Source organism: Streptomyces sp. NPDC023573 (assembly GCF_055559735.1).
Genome location: NZ_JBVHKB010000001.1, coordinates 84,674 through 102,744 on the forward strand (window position 1 = coordinate 84,674; position 18,071 = coordinate 102,744).

The window sequence follows — 18,071 nt, forward strand, 5'->3', positions numbered from 1 at the left end:
CTCAGCCGGACAGGACGTCCAGGGCGCGGTCGACGTCGGCCTCGGTGTTGTAGAGGTGGAACGCGGCCCGCAGATTCCCCGCCCGGGCCGAGACCATCACCCCCGCCGCCGCCAGGTCGGGCTCACGGGCGCCCAGACCGGGCACGGCGACGACGGCCGAGGTGCCGGGCACCGCCTCGTGGCCGATCGACGCCAGACCCTCCCGGAAGCGGGCGGCGAGACCGGTGGCGTGCGCGTACACACGGTCCACCCCGACCTCGGCCAGCAGGTCCAGCGACCGCTCGGCCCCGTGGTAGGCGAGGAACGCGACCGCTTCGTCGAAACGCCGGGCGTCGGCGGCGAGCTTCTCGACAGGCCCGTAGGTGCTGTTCCAGCGGTCCTCGGCCGCCACCCAGCCGGCGTAGAGGGCCGGCAGGGTCGGCTGCGCCTCCTCCGTCACGGTCAGGAACGACGCGCCCCGGGGACACATCAGGAACTTGTACCCGCCGGTGACCGTGTAGTCGTACGCTCCGGCGTCCAGCGGCAGCCACCCGGCCGACTGACTGGCGTCGAGCATCGTGCGGGCTCCGTGCGCGGCCGCGGCCGCGCGGACGGCGTCCAGGTCGGCGACCCGGCCGTCGGAGGACTGGACCGCCGAGAAGGCGACGATCGCGGTCCCCGGCCGCACCGCGTCGGCCAGTTCGCTCAACGGGACGTAACGCGTCTTCAGGTCACCGCGCACGGCGAAGGGGCTGACGACGGAGCTGAACTCCCCGGTCGGAGCGAGGACTTCGGCCCCTGCCGGGAGCGAGGCCGCGACGAGCCCCACATGCGCGGCGACGGAGCCGCCGACGGCCACCCGGGCGGGCGCGACACCCGCGATCCGGGCGAACCCGGCGCGAGCGGCGTCCACGGACTCGAAGCTGCCCACCCCGCCCCGGACGCCTACGACACTGTCCGCCACCAGCGCCTTGACGGCCTCGACGGCGCGACGGGGCAGCAGCCCGCAGGTGGAGGTGTTGAGATAGGTGGTCTCTGATGCGAATTCGGTGGCCCTGGCCCGGTCGATCGCAGAAGTCTCCATGCGGGACAGCCTGACGGCCGCTCAACCCCACGTCAATCACGCAAGTTCGAGCGGCGCGCCAAAGGAATCCTTATACGTGCCGGCGGGACGGGCCGACCTCGGGCACTTCGCAGGCCCCGTCCGCGTCGCAGGCCGCGGCGTCCCCGCCGACCTGGGTGAGGCCGGGGACCTCGCGGTCCTTCCACGCCTGCTCCAGGGCCTGCACGAAGACCTCCGCGGGCTGCCCGCCGGAGATCCCGTAGCGACGGTCGAGCACGAAGAACGGCACGGCGTCGGCGCCGAGCTCGGCCGCCTCCCGCTCGTCGGCGCGTACGTCTTCGGCGTACGCCTCGGGGTCGGCCAGCACCCTGCGCGCCTCGTCGGCGTCGAGTCCGGCCTCGACGGCCAGGTCGGCGAGCACCGCGTCGTCGAAGACCGAACGCTCCTCGGCGAAGTTCGCCCGGTAGACGAGCGTCAGCAGCTCGTCCTGGCGCCCGCGGGCCTTGGCGAGGTGGAGCAGCCGGTGGATGTCGAAGGTGTTGCCGTGGTCACGCCCCTCGGTGCGGTAGCCCAAGCCCTCGGCCTGCGCGTTCGCCGCGACGTTGCCCTCCATGGCCCGGGCCTCCTCGGGGCTGCGCCCGTACTTCTGGGCCAGCATGTCGATCACCAGCTCGGTGTCGCCCTTGGCCCTTCCCGGGTCGAGCTCGAAGGAGCGGTGGACCACCTCGACCTCGTCACGGTGGTCGAAGCCGGCCAGCCCCTTCTCGAAGCGCGCCTTTCCGACGTAGCACCACGGGCAGGCGATGTCGCTCCATATCTCGACGCGCATGACTCTTCTGCTCTCCAGTTCTGCGGTACCGGTACGGAGGGAGCCTCCGCCGCCGCTTCAACGCGCGGGGGCAGCGGCTGATTCCCGGAGGGCCACTCCCCCGCCGCATCGCCCCGCCCCGCACCGACACGCGTCCCGGAGCGCCCGGAGAGTCAGGCCACCACCAGCTCCTCGGTGACCATGACCGCCACCGAGTCCATGTCGATGAACCTGCTCTCGTCCGGATTCACCAGCTCCTTGTAATTGCCGGACGCGAAGAAGGCGTCGTGATCCTCCCAGCTCTCGAACCAGATCTCGGTGAGGCCGTCGTAGGCGGGGCTCGGATACCCGTCGGCGGGCACCGGGTGGGAGACGGTGTACTTCTTCACGTACTGCCGCGCCTCCGGAATGGAGGTGAACAGCGGGGCATGACGGTCCCGGTGATGCTCGACGAATTCCTCGGAGCTCATTCCGTCGACACGGTTGATCATGAAGGCAAGCTTGATCACAGACTTCTCCTCTTGTGCTCGCGGATGCGCGGCGCCGGCGGCCGGACACCTGCCGGCGCGCCGTCGACCTGGGGGTTAACCTAAACGCTCACATCGATGTCAAGGGCAAGCCGCCGTGGCCTGACGCACGAGGGAGGTTCAGATGCGGATCGGCGAACTCTCCGCCAGGACGGGAGCGAGCCGTCGGTCGCTGCGCTACTACGAGCAGCAGGGCCTGCTGGTCAGTGCGAGGTCCCCGAGCGGCCAGCGGTACTACGACGAGGACCATGTGCGGCGGGTGGCATTGGTCCAGGTGTTCCTGGCCGCCGGAATGTCCAGCAGGGCCATCGCCCAGATGGTCCCCTGCATGACGGAGCCCACTGCGGACAAGGCCCGGACAGCCTTGTCGGCGATGAATCAGGAACGGACACGCATTTCCTCGACGATCGACAGCTTGACCGCCGCCAGAGAGGCACTCGATCAACTGATCGACGTGAACCGGGACTTCCTGGCAGCCGGAACGGACACCTGAGCCGACTTCCCGCCCTCCTCATCACCGTGCGGGACGCCACGGACGCACAGCTCACCGAGAGGTCCACGGTGAGCGAGCTGACGCTCGGTGGCATCCAGAGGCCGGATCCCGGACGGGATGTGGGACATGAGCCAGTACCCTCGCCGGTCCGCGCGGCGCCTACGAGGAGGCCGCCCGCGCCACCGACGGGGCCGCCGCGAAGGCGGACCCGGACGCGGAGGTCCCCCTGCCGGAGACCGCCTGGGAGCCCGGGACCGTCCGCCACTGGCCGGTACGCGGCATCCTGCTGCGCCTCCTCCAGGAGACGGCCCAGCACACCGGGCACGCGGACATCATCCGCGCGGCGGCGGACGGCGCGAACAGCACGGCGCGGCGGGCCTGAGCTTCCGTAGCCTGTGGGGATGGATCTGCGACTGGCCGCGTACGCCGTGTGCATGGAGGACGGGCGGGTGCTGCTCGCCCGTCATGTACCACCGGAGGGCGAGTCCAACTGGACTCTTCCGGGCGGCAGGGTCGAGCACGCCGAGGACCCGTTCGACGCGGTGGTCCGGGAGGTCGCCGAGGAGACCGGTCTGGAGGCGGTGGTCGAGCGTCTGCTGGGCGTGGACTCACGGGTGGTCCCGGCGGGCGAACGCCGACTGCCCGGCCGGCCCGAGCTCCAGAACGTGGGGATCTTCTACCGGGTCCGCGTCACCGGAGGCCGCCTCCGCCCCGAGCCGAACGGCGAGACCGCCGAGTCGGTCTGGACCCCGCTCCCCGACGTCGCCGGCCTCGGCCGGTCCTCGCTGGTCGACATCGGCCTGGCCCTGGCACGGACCGTCCCGCCGACGGGCCACGTCGTTCCGGTCCCGGTCGGCGGCCTGATCCGGCACTGACGTCACTGCCCCCGGACGGTCTCGGCCCGCACGGTCTTCCCTGACGGCGGTGGGGACGTATGCCGGCCCGCCTTCAGGACGGCCGGCACGGACACGCGAGAGGCCGCATGAGGAAGCCGTGAGGAACACGGGTCGATCGCTGAGGATTCCGGGAGATCCAGGTGGACCCCGGGCACTGTCGGAGCCCGGGTCCCCAGCACCGAGGGCCCGGAATCCTCTCGGATCCGGGCCCTCGGTGGGTGTACGTGTGCGGGGTCAGCTGCCGTCGCGCAGGTCGCCGGGGCCGGTGGGCCGGAAGGCGATCCGGTCGAACGTCACCGTGCAGCCGTCGCCGGTGGGTGACTGGGCGAGGAAGCCGATGCGGGCGGCGGCCCGCTCCTCCTCCGTGCCGAGGGTGAACAGCCGGACGAAGGTCCAGCGTTCACCGTCCGCCGAGGCGTGGAAGGCGAAGGCGTCGCCGATGCGGCTGAGGCGCAGCCAGGAGCTGTCCCCCTCCACGACCGCGGAGTTCACGTCGTCGGAGTGGCCGCGGGTGACCACGGTGCAGATCGTCGGGCGCTCCGGGGAGAGCTCCAGGCAGAGCTTGGCCCACTCCCGCTCCCCGACGTGGAGGTAGAGCACCCCCGCGTCGAAGGCGGCGGCGAAGCCGACGCTCACCCGGGCGATCAGCTGGAAGTCGCCCTGCGGCGCCGGGCCCAGCAGGCGCGGCGCGTCGGATGCGGGCTCCAGGGAGTCGCCGCCGGGCGGGACGAAACGGTCCTGCTTCGCCCCGGCCGTGCCGGTCAGCACACCGTTCTCGTACGCCCATCCGCCCTCGGGCCCGAAGGGCTCCAGGGCGAAGGGCAGCTCCGGGAGCTGGACGGCCGTCATGCGCGGCGCCCGTCGACCCGGCGCGGCAGGTTCTGCGGGTTGTCCTCGCGGAGCTCCGGCGGCAGGAGCGCCTCGGGCGTGGACTGGTAGCTGACCGGGCGCAGCCAGCGCTCGATCGCGGTGGCGCCGACCGAGGTGGAGGTGGAGGTGGTGGCCGGGTAGGGGCCGCCGTGGTGCTGGGCGGGGGCGACGGCGACACCGGTCGGCCAGCCGTTGACCAGGACGCGTCCGGCCACCGGGGTGAGCTCGGCCAGCAGTCCTGCGGCGCTGCCGTCGGCCTCCTCCGTGGCGATCTGGAGGGTGGCGGTGAGGTTCCCCGGGAGGCGCGACAGCACGGCGGTGATCTCGTCCGCGGAGTCGTAGCGCGCCACGACGGTGACCGGGCCGAAGCACTCCTCCAGGAGCGCGTCGTGCGGCCCCTCCTGGGCGAGCCGTCGCGCCGGCACGGTGAGGAAGCCGGCGGAGACCGTGTGCTCGCCGCCCGCGCCCGGGGTGACCGGGGCGTCCACGTCCGGGAGCGCGGCCCGCTCGGCCACTCCGTGGACGAAGGCGTCGCGCATCCGGTGGTCGAGCATGACCCCGGCGCCCGTACCGCTCACCGTCTCGGTCAGCGACTTCAGCAGCTGGTCGCCGGCCTCCCCGGACGGGGCGAACACGAAGCCGGGCTTGGTGCAGAACTGTCCGGCGCCCATGGTCATCGAGCCGCCGAGCCCGGCACCGATCTGCTCACCGCGCTCGGCGGCGGCCGCCTGGGTGACGACGACGGGGTTGAGCGAACCGAGCTCACCGTGGAAGGGGATCGGGGTGGGGCGGGAGGCCGCCGCGTCGAACAGGGCGCGGCCGCCGCGGATCGAGCCGGTGAACCCGGCGGCGGAGACGAGCGGGTGCTTCACCAGCTCGACACCCGCCTCGAAGCCGTGGACCACGGTCAGGACGTCCTCGGGCAGACCGTGCCGCGCCGCGGCCCTGCGCAGGAGCGAGGCGCAGATCTCCGAGGTGGCGGGGTGGTCGGGGTGCGCCTTGACGACGACCGGGCAGCCCGCGGCGAGCGCGCTCGCGGTGTCGCCGCCGGGGACGGAGAAGGCGAGCGGGAAGTTGCTGGCCGCGTAGACGGCGACGACGCCGAGCGGGATCTTGTAGCGGCGCAGATCCGGCCACGGCGGGGTGCGGCTGCCGTCCTCGTGGTCGATGTGGATGTCGAGGTACGCGCCCTCGTCGACGACCTCGGCGAAGGCCCGCAGCTGGGCCGCCGTGCGGGCCAGTTCGCCGGTCAGCCGGGCGGGGCCGAGCGCGGTCTCCGCGTCGGCGGCCTCGATGACGTGCTCCTCGGCCTCGGCGAGGAGGTCGGCCGCGGTGCGGAGGAACGCGGCGCGCACGGTGCGGTCGGCCAGCGCCCCGCGAACGGCGTGCGCCGCCCGGACCGCGCGGTCGACCTCCTCCGCTGTAGCCTCCACCGCAACCTGCTCACGCGGGTTCCCCGTTCGGGGGTCGACGCTCCAGACTGGTGCTGCTGCCACCGTGATTCCTTCCGTTCCACTGCCACACAGGAGAGGTTGTTCGGTATTCTGAACAGCGTTCCTGAACGTGAATACACAGGAACTCTATTTCCGGGCGTTCCGTGTTGGCAAGAAGTCGCAGGGTCGTACAAGCAGGCTGGAAGGGACATAAGGCATGTCGGTTGGCGAGTCCGGTGGGGCACAGGTCAAGTCCGCTGTACGGACGGTGGAACTCCTCGAATACTTCGCGGGGCGCCCCGGTATGCACTCGCTGGCCGCGGTGCAGGAAGCGGTCGGCTACCCCAAGTCCAGCCTCTACATGCTGCTGCGGACCCTGGTGGAGCTCGGCTGGGTGGAGACCGACGCCACCGGCACGCGGTACGGGATCGGCGTGCGCGCCCTGCTCGTCGGCACCTCGTACATCGACGGCGACGAGGTCGTCGCGGCCGCCCGGCCCACGCTTGACCGGCTCTCCGACGACACCACGGAGACCATCCACCTGGCCCGGCTGGACGGGACGAACGTGGTCTATCTCGCCACCCGGCAGTCCCAGCACTACCTCCGGCCCTTCACCCGTGTCGGCCGCCGGCTGCCCGCGCACTCCACCTCGCTGGGCAAGGCGCTGCTGGCGACCCACAGCGACGAGCAGGTCCGCAAGATGCTGCCCGAGACGCTGCCGGCGCTGACGGAGCACACCCTCACCGACCGCGAGAAGCTGATCGAGGAGCTGCACCTCATCCGCGAGCAGGGTTACGCGGTGGACCGCGAGGAGAACACCCTGGGGCTGCGCTGCTTCGGCGTCGCCATCCCGTACCGCACTCCGGCGCGCGACGCGATCAGCTGCTCGGTGCCGGTCGCCCGGCTCACGCCGGCGCACGAGCAGATGGTCAAGGACGCCCTGTTCGACGCCCGCGACCGGCTCACGCTCGCGACCCGCAGGCTCTGAGCGCCGGAACGCCCGGCGCGGCGCGCCCTCAGCGGCGCGCCCACCCGCGCCGCGTCTGAGAAACCGGTGAGAAGGAACACGGACGGGAACGCCCCCGGTGTCCCCGTTCGTCCCTCCAGCGGGATGAACAAGACGATCAGGCGCGCTTCGGTCTTCTGTCTGCTCATGGTCCTCGCCCTGCTGGTGCGGGCGACCTGGGTGCAGGCGTACGAGGCACGGGCGCTCGCAGACGACGAACACAACCGGCGGAACACGATCGCGCAGTACGCGCAGCCGCTCGGCGACATCATCGTGGCCGGATCCCCGGTCACCGGTTCGAAGGAGACGGACGGCGACGACCTCCGCTACAAACGCACCTACACCCAGGGCGATCTGTACGCGGCGGTCACCGGCTACAGCTCGCAGGCCTACGGCGCCACACAGCTGGAAGGCATCTACAGCGACGTCCTCGACGGCACGGACGACCGGCTGAAGAACCCCACCGATCTGCTCACCGGTGAGCAGACGTCCCCGGGCGACGTGCTGACGACCATCGATCCGGACGTGCAGAAGGCGGCCTTCGAGGCGCTCGGTGACGACCAGGGCGCGGCGGTGGCGATGGACCCGGAGACCGGTCGGATCCTGGGCATGGTCTCCTCCCCGTCGTACGATCCCTCCGACATCAGCGGGACGAACGACGGCGACGCCTGGCAGAAGCTGCTGGACGACAAGACCAAGCCCCTGGTCAACAGGGCGCTGCGGCAGCCGCTGCCCCCCGGTTCGACGTTCAAGCTGGTGGTGGCCTCGGCGGCGCTGGAGAACGGCCTGTACGGCTCGGTCGACGAGCCCACGGACAGCCCCGACCCGTACACCCTGCCGAACACGAGCACGGTCCTGTCCAACGAGAACCCCTCGGCCCCCTGCGAGAACGCCACCCTGCGCACCGCCCTCCAGTACTCCTGCAACAACGTCTTCGCGAAGGTCGCGGCCGATCTCGGCCAGGGCAAGCTGAAGGCGATGGCGGACGCCTTCGGATTCGACACCGAGAAGCTGGACGTGCCGGTGCGGGCGTCGCAGAGCGTGTACCCGACCGGGATGGACAAGGCGCAGACCGCGCTGACCGGCATCGGCCAGTTCGAGGTGACCGCGACGCCGATGCAGATGGCCATGGTCTCGGCCGCCCTCTCCAACGGCGGCGAGCTGGCCTCGCCGCACATGGTCGCGAAGGTGAGCGACGCCGACGGCTCCACGCTCCAGCGGTATCCGGACGGCGAGACCGAGCGGGTCGTGAAGGAGTCGACGGCCGAGCAGCTGCGCAGTGCGATGGTCACCGTCGTGGAGAAGGGGACCGGCAGCAACGCGCGGATCGACGGCGCCGAGGTGGGCGGCAAGACGGGAACCGCGCAGAACGGCGTGGACAACAGCAACACCCCGTACGCCTGGTTCACGTCGTACGCGAAGGACGAGTCGACCGGCAAGCAGGTCGCGGTCGCGGTGCTCGTCGAGGACTCAGGGGCGGAGCGTTCGGAGGTCAGCGGCAACGGCCTGGCGGCGCCGATCGCCCAGAAGATGATGAAGGCCGCCCTGAAGAGGTGATCCGTACCGCCACCGCCGGCGTGAAGAAGTGATGTGCACCGCCCCCGATGCCCTGACCGGCTGATCACCTGTCACAGGCGTCGCATACGCTGCGACCCGACGGGGGCGATCACACAACTTCTTCACCCTGGGGGGTACGGATCATGGTGCGAAGACAGAAGCACAGACGCACGGTCACCACCGCGACGGCGCTCGCGGTCCTCTTCAGCTCGGCGGCGCTGAGCGTCACGGCGGCCGGTCCGGCCGCGGCGGCGGACGCCTCGAAGGTCCTCTCCCTGAAGTCCGCGGGAGACGTCCTGGTGGACGGCGTCCACCAGCGGGTCTACATCTCGGACCCGAAGGCCGGCAGGATCGTCGTCACCGACTACACGGCGACGGTCGTCGCCACGCTCACCGGCCTGTCCGGTGTGAACGGCCTGGAACTCTCGGCCGACTCGGGCCTGGTGTACGCGGCCGTCACCGGCGGCAGCCGGATCGTCGCGGTCGACACGCAGACGTACGCGCAGAGCGCGAGCTACGCACTGGGCGGCCTCGACGGGGTCAGCACGCTCGCCCAGGCCGGCGGCAGGCTGTGGTTCGGGTACAAGGAGGAGCACACCGGCGCCATCGGCTCGCTGGACCTGTCGGGCCCCGAACCCGTCGTCCAGCTCTCCCAGCAGAGCTCCGACACCTACAGCGGCAGCATCGCCCCGGAGTTCGGCTCCGACCCGGCCGCCCCCGGCGTGCTGGCCGTCGGCGCGCTGGAGAGCAACGTCGTCGGCATCTACGACGTGACGGACTCCGGTCTGACACTGCGCGTCAGCGAGTCGGTGGCGGGGAACCTCCAGGAGCTGGACATCACCCCGGACGGCAAGGAAGTCATCACCGCGAGCGGCGCGCCGTACGTGCACCCGGCGTTCTCCACCACCGACCTGTCGCCGGTCGTGACCTACCAGTCGTCCGACTACCCCAACGCCGTGGACGTCGCCCCGGGCGGCGAGGTCGCGGGCGGCACCTTCTCCTGGTACGGGCCGGACGTCCACATCTTCTCGCACGGCGACCCGAAGACGGTCCGGACCTTCGAGTTCCCCAACACGGGCAACTCCTCCGGCGGGGACACCCTCGCGTCGGGCGCCCTGGCCTGGGCGCCGGACGGCAGCCGGATCTTCGCGGTGTCGGTGAACAGCCAGGGCGTGTTCTCCCTGCGCGTCCTGGGCGACCCCACGAAGTCGCTCCCGGCGATCACGGTGAGCGCGCCTTCCAGCGCGGCGCGCGCCAAGGCCCTGACGGTCACCGGCCGGATCAGCGCGAGCCTGGCGGTCCCCGCCGGGACCCGTCTGACGGTGACGCGCACCGACCTCGAGTCCCCCAAAGGCAAGGCGCTGCCCGCCGTCGTCACCAAGGCGGGCGGCACGTTCTCCTTCTCCGACACCCCGCCGGCCGGCGGGAAGGTGACGTACAAGGTCTCCTACGCCGGCGACGCCACGCACACGTCGGCGAGCGGTTCCGACACCGTCGCGGTGTCACGGAGCGCGGTCACCCTCAGCCTGAACAACAACAAGAAGGTCTTCTCCTACGGGAAGCCGGTCGCCTTCACAGCCTCACTCGGCAAGACGTACAAGAACCGCACGGTGAAGATCTACGCGGACCGGGCCGGGGACGGCAAGGGCAAGTACCTGATCAAGTCGGGCACGGTGAACAGCGCGGGCAAGCTCTCCGGCAACCTGAACATGTTCCGGGACTCCTCCGTCTACGCCGTGTACGACGGCGACGCACGGACCGCGGCGAAGACCGTGACCGTGTGGGCGGGAGGCCGGGCCAAGGTGGGCACGTCCATCTCCCGGCACTACAAGACCGGGAAGATCGGCTCGACGACGTACTCCTACGTCCACAAGACGTCGCAGCCGTACTTCAACACCACGATGAACCCCTACCCGGGCCGCAAACAGCGTCTGGACATCCAGATGTACTACCAGGGCGCCTGGCGCAGCGGCGGCTCCGAGTACTTCAAGCTGAACTCGTCGGGCAAGTCGGTCGTCAACCTCGGGAAGCCGGGGTCGAGTGCCGTGGGCTACAAGTTCCGGTTCCGGTCGGCGTACGTCAGGGGCGCCGGCTACTCCGGCGACGGCGTGAACTCGACGGTCTACGGCTCGTGGAAGTACATGTACGTCACCAAGTGACGTAGCGTCCCGTACGACAGCGCGGCCTTCGAGCGCCCCGACCGGGTCTCGGAGGCCGACGCGCATGGGCGTCGATCCGCGGGGGACGCCGGCGGAGAAGAAGTGGACCGGGGGCTTCAGGTTTTCGCCGTGTTACGCCTTACTGGGAGGCGCACGCGTCGAAGCGCTTCCGGGTACGCACCGATACCCTCTCTCCCCGCGAACGGGAACGGGGCGGGGAACGGAGCTGGGAACGTACACAGTCTGTCCGGGCGCGCAGGGATCCAGGGCCGAGGAGAGGTACCCGTGGGCACAGTCGTGGATGATGCCGCTGCCGCTGAGTTCCATGCGTTCTTCGAGGCGCACTACGCCGAACTCGCCCGGCTCGCCCATCTGCTGACGGGTGAGGCGGACGCGGCGGACGACGTGGCCGCCGACGCGCTGATGGCGCTCTGGCACCGCTGGGACCGGGTCAGAGCCGCCGACCACCCCGTGGCGTACGCGAGGGGGGTCGTCGCCAACCTGGCCCGCACGCGCATCCGCAGCGCGGTGCGTGAGCGCCGCAGGATCGCGCTTTTCTGGGCGCCCCGCGGCGCCGGGGACGGCTGTGCGGCGGACGGCCCCGACGTGTCGGCCGTGGTGGACGTCCAAGGCGCCCTGCGCCGCCTGCCGTTCCGCAAGCGCGCGTGCGTGGTGCTGAGGCACGCCTTCGACCTGTCGGAACGCGACACCGCTCTGGTCCTCGGGGTCTCGGTGGGTACGGTGAAGAGCCAGACCTCGCGCGGTGTGGCGGAACTCCAGCGGCTGCTGGGACCCGGAACCCCGGCGGCCCGGGTACAGGTGGCGGCAGCCGGGCAGCACACCGGAGAAGGGCAGTGATGGACGAGGACCTGCGGGAGCGGCTGCGCACCGCCGCCGCTTCGCACCGCCCCGATCGGGCGCGGATGCTGGCCCGGATCGAGCGCGGCATGGCGGAGGAACCGCAGGCCCGCCCCGTGCGCGGCCCTCGGGCGCCGATGCCGTGGCTGCGGGTGGTCGGCGCGACGGCGGCGGTGTGCGGGGTGCTGACGGCCGGGGCGTTCGCCGTCACGTCGGCGGGCCGGGAGGAGCCGGCGGGCGGGCAGCGGACGGCCGCCGGGCCCGCGTCACCGACCCTCGCGACGCCGTCCCCGGGCCGGGGCGGCGCGCTGCCCCCCGAGGCCGGCCCGCTGTCGTCGGGCGGTTCGCTGAACCCGCACGGCAACGCCTACTGGGCGCAGAGCGAAGTGACGGTCACGACGTCCCGCCCGCTGTCCGCGCTGACGGTCGAGCTGCGGATCGCCCTGAACGGCGCGGTGGCCACCACCGGTTCCTGGCGCTCCCTGCCGGAGCAGGACTTCGCCACGTCGGCGCGCGAGGAGGACGGTTTCCTCGTCTACCGCTGGACCCTGAAGCCGGGACGGAGCGTGCCGACCGGTACGCACACCTTCGCGGGGCAGTACAACCACGCGGAGGGCACCCGCGACGCGGGGCGGGACGACTACACGGCGCGGGCGCGTACAGCGACCGGACCGGTGGCGGTGGGTGGCGGCTTCGGCGCCACACGCTGAGCGCCCGACGGCGTCCCCGGGCGCCGGCGGAAACAATCGCGGAACCCGGCAACCCTTCCGTGGACGGTGGCGACTCAGAGGTGCAGGACGCTCCCCCCACCTCCTAGGAATCAGGACCAGCCAACATGAGTGAACGAGCGCACACGCACCGCCGCCGCCGCGGAAAGCGCCGTATGGCCGCGGCGCTGACCGCGGCCCTGGGCCTCACCGGTGCGGCCCTGGCCACGAACATCGTGCTCCAGCCCGCCGGAGCGGCGACTTCGGACGCAACGACGGCCGCCGCGGCCGAGTGGCCCGACCCCAGCGGCAGCCAGGCCGTCTCGGAGACAATCGAGGTCTCGGGGACCTACGACGGTGACCTCAAGGAGTTCTACGGCGAGGGCGATCTGGGCGGCGACGGTCAGGAGGAGGGCCAGGACGCACTCTTCGAACTCGCCGACGGGGCGACCCTCAAGAACGTCGTCCTGGGCACCCCGGCCGCCGACGGCGTGCACTGCTCCGGCAGCTGCACCATCGAGAACGTCTGGTGGACGGACGTCGGCGAGGACGCCGCGAGCTTCAAGGGCAAGTCGACGGGCTCCGTGTACACGGTGAGCGGCGGCGGCGCCAAGGGGGCCGACGACAAGGTGTTCCAGTTCAACGGCGCGGGCAGGCTGACCGTCTCGGGCTTCCAGGTCGAGGACTTCGGCAAGCTCGTCCGGTCCTGCGGCAACTGCTCCACCATGTACAAGCGCGACATCGTCGTGAAGGACGTCGACGTCACGGCACCGGGCACCTCCCTGGTCGGCATCAACAGCAACTACGGGGACACCGCCACGCTGAGCTCGATCAGGATCCACGGCGACAGCGACAGGAAGATCGAGCCGTGCGTCCGCTACGAGGGCAACGACAACGGTGACGAGCCGGAAGAGGTGGGCAGCGGCCCCGACGGCGAATACTGCCTCTACTCCGAGTCGGACATCAGCTACGAGTAGTCACCCGGCCCGCACACGGTCCGCCCCCACCTGCCGCGCCCCGGCCCGGTGGGGGCGGACCGCGTCGTCCGGGCGGCGCACGGAACCGGCGATTGCGACATGGTTTCGCCCGGTCGACACTGGGACGTGAGGATCCTGCTCGGGGAACCTACCTAGGATGTGCGCCCCATGCCCAGCTCCCACAGCACCGGCCGCGAGGACCGGGACCCGGACGCCGGGACCGCGGTCCCGGAGGACGACGGCGGCCCTGATACCGGACCGTCAGATGTCTTCCTGGACGTCCCGGCGCTCCATGTGGACAAGCTGGGCCTGGAGGTCGACGACCTGGAGGCCCATGTCTCCCTGAAGGCCGAGGTGCTCGACCTCCTCAAGCTGAACGTCGGAGCGGACGTGCGGCTCGGGAGCGTCCAGCTGGACATCGAGGGCGTGGATGTCCAGGCACAGCTCAAGGTGCGGCTCCACCACATCGCGGCCATCGTCACCCGGCTGCTGGCCACGGTCGACCGCAATCCCCAGATCCTCGAACAGCTGACCCGCGGAGTGGGTGCGGCGGTCGAGGACGTCGGGGCCGGCACCGGCCGGGCCGCCGGAGAGCTGGGCGAGGGCGCCGGTGCCGCGGTGAGCGAGGTCGGCCGGGGAGCGGGGACCGCGGTCGAGTCCGTCGGTGCGGGCACGGGCACGGCGGTGGAAGGCGTCGGCGACGCGGCGGGCTCCGCCGTCGAGGACGTGGGCCGCGGCGCCGCGGACGCGGTCGACGAGGGCAGCCAGGAGGAGGCCCGAGAACCCGGCCGCCCGGCCGCCCGCCGCAGGCGCAGGGCTCCTGAGCACTCCGCCGAGCCGGACGAGCCCCGCCGTACGCCTCCCGCGAAGAAGGCGCGACGGAGCGGGAAGGCGGCCACCGGGACCGCGTCCGCGGAGGGGGGCGAGGCCCCCTCCAGGAAGCCGGGGGCCGTGGCCAGGAAGAAGACGGCAGCCGGGAAACCGGTGGCCGGGAAGGCCGCGGCGAAGAAGTCGTCCGCGGCGAAGACGGTCACGAAGAAGACTGCGGGCCGCCCCAGGCACCGGACCTAGGGTCTCGGGCCGGCGGGGCTCCGGCTCGGGTTTTCGGCCGGAGCGCCCAGCCAGGTGTCCAGCCAGGCGTACACCTCGTCCTGCATGTCGGCCGTGAAGGCGTGGCCGGTGTCCGGCCGGACACCGGTGGTGAGCCGGTCGCCCGCTCCCTGCGACTCCCAGACCGCGCGCAGCTTCGCGTACGCCGCCGCCACCCCGGCCGGTGTGAAGAGGTGGTCCCGGCCGCCCGCGAGGAACAGCGCGGGCTTGGGGGCGGCGAGGGAGGCCACATCCGGGATGTCGAGGCTGCGGTGCAGCCCTGGGTGGAGCATGAAGTACGCGGACTGGCCGCGCAGCGCGTTGTCGCCCGGGACCATCATCTCCTTGAGCCCTGTCATCCAGCAGACGGCCGCCGCCGCCCTGACACCGTCGAAGAGGGCGGACAGCTGCCAGGCACGGTAGGCGCCCATGGAGAACCCCAGGGCCCCGACGCGCCGCTCGTCCACCTCGGGCAGTGAGGCGAGGAAGGCCGCGGCACGGATGTCCTCATGGGCGGCGAGTCCGGCCGGCGAGGTGCCCAGCTGGAGCAGGTTGGCGGCCAGGGCCTGCTGGTCCTCGTAGGCGAGCGGTCCCCGGTCGCCCCAGCCCAGGGTGTCCACGGCGAGCACGGCGTAACCGCGGGCGGCCAGTTCGTCGCCGATGAACCTGCCGCCGTAGTTCCGGTCCGCCCACGCGGTGGCGCGCGCGAGGCGGTCCGGATCCGACCGGGGCCGTACGGCTTTCTCGCGGCCGATCGTGAACTCGCTCCCGTGGTCGTGCAGGACCAGCACCGCCGGGAAGGGGCCGGGCCCGTGCGGGATCAGCAGGGAGCCGCGGGCCCGTCCGTAACGGCTGAGGGCGAACTCCACGGTGCGCGCGGTGTACTGGCCGGCGTCGGACGCTTCGACGGTCACCGGGTCGAAGGGCTCGGGGCCGGGGTCCGGGGGCTGCATCAGTGACTTCCCGGCCACGGCGCGCGCCCCGGCGCGCCAGGCCGGGAAGTCGCGGCCCCCGGACCTCTCCCAGGAGAGCGGGAAGGTGAGTTCGTCCCTGAGCCGCTCGTGGAAGGCGGGCAGCACCCCTCCGGTGATCCCCAGGTTCACGCGTACGGCCGCCAGTCGCCCAGGTACGCCGCCGCGGTGTGCGTCCTGGCCTCGGTGGCGGTCAGCTGCGGGCGGTTGCCGGGGACCGTGATGCGCGCGCCGGGGCCGGTGTTGCGGTACTCGGCGAAGCGCTGGTCCTGCCAGGGGAAACCCGAGGACATCGTGCCGTACGGCGTGACCGCGTCGATGCCCGCGCCGAGGTGGCTGTCGCGGACGGTCAGCATCGGGTGCGCGGTCAGGTCCGACGAGGGCACCCAGGGGCGGGCCAGCTTGTAGTACGCGTCGGGGGCGGTGCTGGTGATCCGGGAGCGCAGGACCAGGTAGCCGCGCGGGTTGGCCCCGGCGGTGCTGGGCGCGAAGACGAAGCCGTACGGGGCCGAGGCCAGGTCGGTGCGGGTCAGGGTTCGGAAGTGGCAGCGGTCGTAGACGGCGGTGGCGCGGCCGAAGACGAAGTCGACGTCCCCTTCCACGTAGCAGTCGCGGTAGTACTGCCGGGCGAAGGCGGTGAGGGCGAGGGTATCGGCGTACAGGGTGTCCTGGTGGCCGAGGAAGCGGCAGCCGTAGAACGCTGAGCGGTCGCCCTGCACCTTGATGGCGACGGCCTGGGTGCCGGTGTACTCGGGGTTGTCGGAGCGCAGCCAGTCGTTGGCGAAGGTGATGTCGCGGGCGGTGAAGCCGGCGGCCTGGACGGTGACGGTGGCCGATCCGCTGGTGCCGTAGGTGCCGGACCCGTCGGGCTTGGGCGTGCCGGCGGCGTTGTCGTACACGATGACGGTGTCACGGGGGTCGCCGCTGGCGCCGATCAGCGTGAGCTCCGCCCGGTCGGCGGTGACGAGGACCGGCGAGCGGTAGGTGCCGGGCGCGAGTACCAGGGTGCGGCCGGTGCCGGACGCGGCGTCGACGGCGGACCGCACGTCGGTGTGGTCGCCCCTGCCGCGCGGGTCGACGTAGAGCGTTTGTGGGTCGAGCCTGCGGGACGGCGAGCCGTAGCGGCCGAAGGGGCGGGGGTGCGCGGGGCGGGCCCGGGCGGCGGGCGTACCGAGGGCGAGGGCTGCGCCCGCGCCCGCGAAGAGGGTCAGCGCACTGCGTCTGCTGGGCATGGCGTTACTCCTTGCGAAGAGGGGCGGGCCGGAGCGGCGCCTTCCGGGGTGGTGGAAGGGTGCGGTGCCGCTCCGGCCGGTCAGAGGGTGGGTCAGCGGGCCGACGTCTTGCCGGCACCCGCCTTGAGCCCCACCAGCAGGGGGACGACGAGGGGGTGGTCGACCTTCGTGCGCAGCGTCGGGGTCCAGCCGGCGCCTTCGGTGAGCTGCTCGGCGGGAACGCCCGCGTTGTGCACGGCGATCAGGTCGGTCTTCCGCCCGTTGACGTAGTTGTTCCCGGCCGTGAGGGAGGACTCGGACCACTTCTTGAGGATGGTCGCCTTGTCGAAGCCCTTGGGGACGGTGAACGCGTTGTGCTCCGCGACGAGGTGGGACTCGGCGCCGATGCCGTACGTGTAGCCGTACGCGGCGCCCTTGGTGGCGGCGAACCAGTTGTTGTACGAGTCGACCTGGCCGAAGCGGACGCGGGGCGCGCGCTCCTTCACGTCCTTGAAGAGGTTGTGGTGCAGCGTCACGCGGAGCTTGCCCCGGTCGCTGGCCCCGGCGCCGTCGCTGTTGCCGATGAGCATGGTCTTGTCGTGGTCCTTGAGGACGTTCCACGACACGGTGACGAGGTCGGCGCCGCGCACGATGTCGAAGAGGCCGTCGTGCTGCTGGTACACCTGCCCGAAGTAGTGCGGCTGGTCGGCGTCGGGGCGGTCGCCGTCGCTGAAGGTGTTGTGGTCGACCCAGACGTGGCTGGAGCCGTAGACGACGAGGTTGTCGTACTCGGAGTTCCAGGCGCCCTGGTCACCGTCGGTGGGGTCCCACTGGGGGAAGCAGTCGTAGGTGTCCTCGAACGAGATGTTGCGGACGATGACGTTGGAGACGTTCTTCACCTGGAGGCTGGCGCCGATGATCGTGGCGTCCTTGCCGACGCCGACGAGCGTGGTGTTGGACGGGACGTTCACGTTGACCGCGGCGGCCTGCAGCTTCGCGGAAGCGGCGCGGGCGTCCTCCAGCGGGCCCGACGGGACCGCGTCGGTGCCCCAGACGGCCGGGTCGTAGGCCGCGAGGTACTTCTCCAGGGTGTAGCCGTCCTGCTGGTATGCCTCGCAGCCGATCGGTGTGCCGGCGGCGTCGGAGTTGCCGTGGACGGTGCCGGCGACCCTGACGATCTTCGGCGCGTCCCCGGCGTCCTCGAAGGCGGCGATGAGCTCGGCCCGGTTGCTCACGGTGTAGACGTGGTCGGGGGTGGCCTTCGCGCCCCCCGTGGTGGAGCCCTCGGCGGCGGCCCAGCCGTCGCCCGAGGGAAGTACGGCGCGTTCGATGCCCTTGGTGTGGTGGGACGAGGCCTGGGCGGGGAGGCTCACGGCGAGGGCGAGCGAGGCGCAGCCCATCACCACGGCGATGGCGCGGACGTGTCTCATGCGTGCGGGCATGGCGGATCCCTAACTGTCGAGCGGG

General features: G+C 71.7%; 17 protein-coding genes and 1 pseudogene. 10 read left to right on the forward strand and 8 right to left on the reverse strand.

All coding sequences use genetic code 11. The features are described 5' to 3' along the window. Position 1: 1 nt before the first annotated feature. The 3 genes from ACZ32T_RS00440 to ACZ32T_RS00450 form a co-directional block, all read right to left on the reverse strand. Positions 2 to 1,063 (reverse strand): aminotransferase class V-fold PLP-dependent enzyme, encoded by a 1,062-nt coding sequence (locus ACZ32T_RS00440; protein WP_467267494.1) that lies wholly within the window; start codon positions 1,061 to 1,063, stop codon positions 2 to 4. A 70-nt stretch (positions 1,064 to 1,133) separates the two neighbouring features. Then, positions 1,134 to 1,871 carry a DsbA family oxidoreductase gene (locus tag ACZ32T_RS00445; RefSeq protein ID WP_467364644.1) on the reverse strand — a complete coding sequence of 246 codons (738 nt, stop codon included), beginning with the start codon at positions 1,869 to 1,871 and terminating at the stop codon, positions 1,134 to 1,136. A gap of 152 nt (positions 1,872 to 2,023) precedes the next feature. Continuing rightward, positions 2,024 to 2,359, reverse strand: a complete 336-nt coding sequence (locus ACZ32T_RS00450) for an EthD domain-containing protein (protein WP_467267491.1) — start codon at positions 2,357 to 2,359, stop codon at positions 2,024 to 2,026. A 142-nt stretch (positions 2,360 to 2,501) separates the two neighbouring features. On the opposite strand from ACZ32T_RS00450, the gene ACZ32T_RS00455 reads away from it, so the two are divergent. The 3 genes and pseudogenes from ACZ32T_RS00455 to ACZ32T_RS00465 all read left to right on the forward strand — a co-directional run bounded on the left by ACZ32T_RS00455 (position 2,502) and on the right by ACZ32T_RS00465 (position 3,745). After that, the gene (locus ACZ32T_RS00455; protein ID WP_467267490.1) at positions 2,502 to 2,870 is read left to right on the forward strand and encodes a MerR family transcriptional regulator; all 369 of its coding nucleotides are present in this window, start codon (positions 2,502 to 2,504) and stop codon (positions 2,868 to 2,870) included. A 196-nt stretch (positions 2,871 to 3,066) separates the two neighbouring features. Next, a pseudogene (locus ACZ32T_RS00460) lies at positions 3,067 to 3,252 on the forward strand (mycothiol transferase); the annotation flags it as partial. A gap of 19 nt (positions 3,253 to 3,271) precedes the next feature. After that, the gene (locus tag ACZ32T_RS00465; protein ID WP_467267486.1) at positions 3,272 to 3,745 is read left to right on the forward strand and encodes an NUDIX hydrolase; all 474 of its coding nucleotides are present in this window, start codon (positions 3,272 to 3,274) and stop codon (positions 3,743 to 3,745) included. 255 nt (positions 3,746 to 4,000) lie between these two features. On the opposite strand, the gene ACZ32T_RS00470 is transcribed toward ACZ32T_RS00465, so the two are convergent. Then, positions 4,001 to 4,615, reverse strand: a complete 615-nt coding sequence (locus tag ACZ32T_RS00470) for a DUF1349 domain-containing protein (RefSeq protein ID WP_467267484.1) — start codon at positions 4,613 to 4,615, stop codon at positions 4,001 to 4,003. Further along, complete coding sequence (locus ACZ32T_RS00475) at positions 4,612 to 6,132, reverse strand: aldehyde dehydrogenase (NADP(+)) (RefSeq protein WP_467267483.1); 1,521 nt, start codon at positions 6,130 to 6,132, stop codon at positions 4,612 to 4,614. Before ACZ32T_RS00475 ends, ACZ32T_RS00470 begins: the two co-directional genes overlap by 4 nt. A 154-nt stretch (positions 6,133 to 6,286) precedes the next feature. Between ACZ32T_RS00475 and ACZ32T_RS00480 the strand changes: the two genes are divergently transcribed. The 7 genes from ACZ32T_RS00480 (at position 6,287) to ACZ32T_RS00510 (ending at position 14,404) form a co-directional block, all read left to right on the forward strand. Further along, on the forward strand, positions 6,287 to 7,057 hold the full coding sequence (locus tag ACZ32T_RS00480) for an IclR family transcriptional regulator (RefSeq protein WP_033305764.1): 771 nt from the start codon (positions 6,287 to 6,289) through the stop codon (positions 7,055 to 7,057). Positions 7,058 to 7,180: 123 nt separating this feature from the next. Then, positions 7,181 to 8,632 carry a peptidoglycan D,D-transpeptidase FtsI family protein gene (locus ACZ32T_RS00485; protein ID WP_467364646.1) on the forward strand — a complete coding sequence of 484 codons (1,452 nt, stop codon included), beginning with the start codon at positions 7,181 to 7,183 and terminating at the stop codon, positions 8,630 to 8,632. A 143-nt stretch (positions 8,633 to 8,775) separates the two neighbouring features. Beyond that, on the forward strand, positions 8,776 to 10,791 hold the full coding sequence (locus tag ACZ32T_RS00490) for a YncE family protein (RefSeq protein ID WP_467364648.1): 2,016 nt from the start codon (positions 8,776 to 8,778) through the stop codon (positions 10,789 to 10,791). A gap of 285 nt (positions 10,792 to 11,076) precedes the next feature. Next, a complete protein-coding gene (locus ACZ32T_RS00495; protein ID WP_467364650.1) occupies positions 11,077 to 11,649 on the forward strand; it encodes a SigE family RNA polymerase sigma factor in 573 nt (190 codons plus the stop codon). Further along, a complete protein-coding gene (locus ACZ32T_RS00500; RefSeq protein WP_467267477.1) occupies positions 11,649 to 12,359 on the forward strand; it encodes a hypothetical protein in 711 nt (236 codons plus the stop codon). Before ACZ32T_RS00495 ends, ACZ32T_RS00500 begins: the two co-directional genes overlap by 1 nt. Positions 12,360 to 12,484: 125 nt before the next feature. After that, positions 12,485 to 13,333, forward strand: coding sequence for a pectate lyase (locus ACZ32T_RS00505; protein ID WP_467364652.1), 849 nt, complete (start codon positions 12,485 to 12,487; stop codon positions 13,331 to 13,333). Positions 13,334 to 13,501: 168 nt separating this feature from the next. Beyond that, entirely contained in the window at positions 13,502 to 14,404 is a 903-nt protein-coding gene (locus ACZ32T_RS00510) for a hypothetical protein (protein WP_467364654.1), read from the forward strand. Here the strand turns inward: ACZ32T_RS00510 and ACZ32T_RS00515 are convergent. The 3 genes from ACZ32T_RS00515 to ACZ32T_RS00525 form a co-directional block, all read right to left on the reverse strand. Continuing rightward, the gene (locus ACZ32T_RS00515) at positions 14,401 to 15,525 is read right to left on the reverse strand and encodes a dienelactone hydrolase family protein (protein WP_467364655.1); all 1,125 of its coding nucleotides are present in this window, start codon (positions 15,523 to 15,525) and stop codon (positions 14,401 to 14,403) included. The two genes, ACZ32T_RS00510 and ACZ32T_RS00515, sit on opposite strands and share 4 nt — an antisense overlap. Then, positions 15,522 to 16,625: a pectinesterase family protein gene (locus ACZ32T_RS00520; protein ID WP_467267469.1), complete on the reverse strand. Its 1,104-nt coding sequence runs from the start codon at positions 16,623 to 16,625 to the stop codon at positions 15,522 to 15,524. The genes ACZ32T_RS00515 and ACZ32T_RS00520 overlap by 4 nt, the downstream gene beginning before the upstream one ends. 92 nt (positions 16,626 to 16,717) lie before the next feature. Beyond that, the gene (locus ACZ32T_RS00525; RefSeq protein WP_467267467.1) at positions 16,718 to 18,046 is read right to left on the reverse strand and encodes a pectate lyase family protein; all 1,329 of its coding nucleotides are present in this window, start codon (positions 18,044 to 18,046) and stop codon (positions 16,718 to 16,720) included. Between the last annotated feature and the right edge of the window lie 25 nt (positions 18,047 to 18,071).

What these genes read in the sequence shown, in the direction of transcription:
- ACZ32T_RS00520 (WP_467267469.1), bottom strand. Translation starts at nt 16,625, where the DNA reads ATGCCCAGCAGACGCAGTGCGCTGACCCTCTTCGCGGGCGCGGGCGCA.
- ACZ32T_RS00445 (WP_467364644.1), bottom strand. Translation starts at nt 1,871, where the DNA reads ATGCGCGTCGAGATATGGAGCGACATCGCCTGCCCGTGGTGCTACGTC.
- ACZ32T_RS00465 (WP_467267486.1), top strand. Translation starts at nt 3,272, where the DNA reads ATGGATCTGCGACTGGCCGCGTACGCCGTGTGCATGGAGGACGGGCGG.
- ACZ32T_RS00525 (WP_467267467.1), bottom strand. Translation starts at nt 18,046, where the DNA reads ATGCCCGCACGCATGAGACACGTCCGCGCCATCGCCGTGGTGATGGGC.
- ACZ32T_RS00490 (WP_467364648.1), top strand. Translation starts at nt 8,776, where the DNA reads ATGGTGCGAAGACAGAAGCACAGACGCACGGTCACCACCGCGACGGCG.
- ACZ32T_RS00510 (WP_467364654.1), top strand. Translation starts at nt 13,502, where the DNA reads ATGCCCAGCTCCCACAGCACCGGCCGCGAGGACCGGGACCCGGACGCC.
- ACZ32T_RS00485 (WP_467364646.1), top strand. Translation starts at nt 7,181, where the DNA reads ATGAACAAGACGATCAGGCGCGCTTCGGTCTTCTGTCTGCTCATGGTC.
- ACZ32T_RS00500 (WP_467267477.1), top strand. Translation starts at nt 11,649, where the DNA reads ATGGACGAGGACCTGCGGGAGCGGCTGCGCACCGCCGCCGCTTCGCAC.
- ACZ32T_RS00470 (WP_467267484.1), bottom strand. Translation starts at nt 4,615, where the DNA reads ATGACGGCCGTCCAGCTCCCGGAGCTGCCCTTCGCCCTGGAGCCCTTC.
- ACZ32T_RS00480 (WP_033305764.1), top strand. Translation starts at nt 6,287, where the DNA reads ATGTCGGTTGGCGAGTCCGGTGGGGCACAGGTCAAGTCCGCTGTACGG.
- ACZ32T_RS00455 (WP_467267490.1), top strand. Translation starts at nt 2,502, where the DNA reads ATGCGGATCGGCGAACTCTCCGCCAGGACGGGAGCGAGCCGTCGGTCG.
- ACZ32T_RS00505 (WP_467364652.1), top strand. Translation starts at nt 12,485, where the DNA reads ATGAGTGAACGAGCGCACACGCACCGCCGCCGCCGCGGAAAGCGCCGT.
- ACZ32T_RS00440 (WP_467267494.1), bottom strand. Translation starts at nt 1,063, where the DNA reads ATGGAGACTTCTGCGATCGACCGGGCCAGGGCCACCGAATTCGCATCA.